This is a genomic window from Sporomusa sp., assembly GCF_057736855.1.
On sequence record NZ_JBYKYF010000180.1, the window covers coordinates 1 to 2696 of the forward strand.

Here is a 2696-nt window from a genome sequence, read left to right on the forward strand (position 1 = left end):
GTACGGTGGTGTGAGAGGTCGGCTACTCAACTAATGGGTAGCCTCCTACTCGATTGCAACTCTTCAAGTGTAAAGATCAGTTGTAGCCTGATTCCATCAGAGGAAAATAAAGGTATTTAGCGAATATACATAAATTAGCAATATTTATTTTGTTTACCAATTTTGTCTGTTTTTGCTTGGCGAGCATGACAATCTCAGCAAATCCAGGGGGTGAAGACATTTTAGTTTATTAGGGTCATATGCATTTACTTGAAGTACGTATTTTGTGCAGAAGGTGAGGTAGCTCAAATGAACATTACTATTGGCAAAAAAATTATTGGTAGTTTCTTAGTTCTGATTGGTTTGGTAGCACTCGTGAGTATTTTTAGTTATTTCAAGATTGGACAAATCAATACAGCGTATGAACAAACCATGAACAGTAACCTGGAAAAAATGCGTATGACCTTGGGGTTTGCTGCTGATTTAGCCAACGAGGCAGTAGTAATGAGAAGGTTTAATTTCACTGGTGATGTGTCAGATTTATCCATCTTTGAAAAATATCGCAATCGTTCTGAAGAAAAACTGGCTGGTTTACGACAAATTGTTCAAACCGAAAAAGGAAGAGAACTTCTCCAGCAGATGATGATTGCCAAAGCCGAATATGAGATAATTGCCCAAAGGTCGATAGCGGCTAAACAGGCCAACGACCTCAATCAGGTTACGCAATATATGCAGGCAGCAGGTAAGCCTTATCGGGAGGCTATGGGGGCTGCCGAGGAATTGGTGGCAGGAATAGAAACATTTGTCCAGGAAGAAGCGAAAAAGCAAGCAGCTGTAGCCAGAAAAACCCAGACGCTGATATTGATTGTTAATATTGTGGTAGTCGGTATTGCGGTTACCATTGGTATATTTCTCAGCCGCAGCATCGCTAATCCCCTGAAACGGATAATGGTTGCCACTGGTGAAATTGCCCAGGGTAACCTGACCTGTGAAGATGTAGTGATTCATTCTACCGATGAAATTGGTCAGGTTGCTCGAGCCTTTGTTACTATGAAGGCTAATTTAAAACAACTGATTCGGCAAATTGCGTTTACCACCGAACAGGTAGCAGCCGCCTCTGAAGAATTGACTGCCAATGCGGAACAATCGGTCCAGGCATCCCAGCAGGTGGCCTCCACGGTTAGTGAAGTAGCCACCGGAGCAGAAAAACAGGCAAGTACTGTGGCTATGGCGGCTTCGGTTGTAGAAAAAATGTCTGCCGACATTCAGGAAGTTGCCGTACATGCCAATGATGTGGCCAGGATGGCAGATAGAGCGGTCGCCACAGCCCGACAGGGCAATACGGCAGTGGATGCCGCTATTACCCAAATGGCTAGTATTGAACAGAAGGTGACCGGTTCGGCGCAAGTGGTGACAAAGTTAGGTGCGCGTTCCACCGAAATCGGACAAATTGTCAATACCATCTCGGGTATTGCCGGACAGACGAATTTATTGGCACTAAACGCTGCCATTGAAGCAGCCCGGGCCGGAGAGCAAGGTCGGGGTTTTGCCGTAGTGGCCGAAGAGGTGCGCAAGCTGGCCGAGCAATCCCAGGAAGCGGCCAAGCAGATTGCTGCTTTGATTGAGGAAATCCAGAATGAGACAGAAAGCTCGGTTGTGGCTATTAACGAAGGTTCACGAGAAGCAAAAATCGGTGCAGAAGTTGTTAATACTGCCGGCAAAGCGTTTAAGGAGATTGTTGATCTTATTGGTGCTGTTTCGCAGCAAATAGGGGCAATATCAGCCTCCATTCAGCGAATGTCGGAGGAGAGCCAACAAATTGTCATCGCTGTGCAGGATATTCATAAAATCAGTAGAGATACTGCCGGACAAACCCAAACAATTTCGGCGGCAACGGAAGAAACCTTTGCTTCCATGGAGGAAATTGCCACATCCAGTCAGGCCCTTGCCCGCTTGGCAGAAGAGTTGCAGACAGCGGTGCAGAAATTTAGATTGTAGCATAACGATGTTGCAGCTTTTATAGCAGAGGATGAGAGGTATGCAGTACTAGCAGGGCATACTCTCATCCTTTTTGCCTTAATAACAAGTAGTTTCTCATTTACTTTACCAGAATTTTTTTAAATAATTAAAAACAGTATTGGCGATCGTTATGGTAAGTCGGATTTGCATTAATTAATAAAAATTATTTCTAGGGAATATATTTTTTATAGGAATATATATTGACAAAATTTGGTTAATAGGAGTAAAATTTAATCAATACTATACTAGTTCAGTATTGATTTAGTAATCACAACTAGAAGGTGGTGATGCTGTGCAGCTTAATCAGGCCACAGATTATGCCTTCCGGGTGGTATTGTATCTGGCTGGTCTGCCGTTAGGGACGGTGAAAAGCGGTACAGCCATTGCTGAGCACCAGAATATACCTTATCAGTTTCTCCAAAAAATTATGCGTATGCTAACAGCAGCCGGATTGGTACAGTCTTACCGCGGGGTAGAAGGCGGTTTTGCCTTAGCAAAATTACCGGACAATATCACGCTATATGACGTTATTACCGCCATGGAAGGGCCGATTGCGATTCAGCGATGTCTGTCTGAGCCATATTCTTGCAATAAAAATAGCGAGCAGGAGTGTCCGGTGCATCGGGCACTTCAAGGCATTCAGGACCGAGTGGCAGCCGATTTATCTAGGGTGACTTTTGCAGCTAATGCTGCAAAAG

2 protein-coding genes are annotated in these 2696 nt (G+C 44.4%); both read left to right on the forward strand.

What is annotated here, in order from left to right:
• Positions 1–288 precede the first annotated feature (288 nt).
• On the forward strand, positions 289–1977 hold the full coding sequence (locus AC29Z1_RS11775) for a methyl-accepting chemotaxis protein (protein ID WP_488271657.1): 1689 nt from the start codon (positions 289–291) through the stop codon (positions 1975–1977).
• A gap of 313 nt (positions 1978–2290) precedes the next feature.
• Positions 2291–2696, forward strand: a 406-nt coding sequence (locus AC29Z1_RS11780; protein WP_488271658.1) for an RrF2 family transcriptional regulator, incomplete at its 3' end; no start/stop codon positions are given.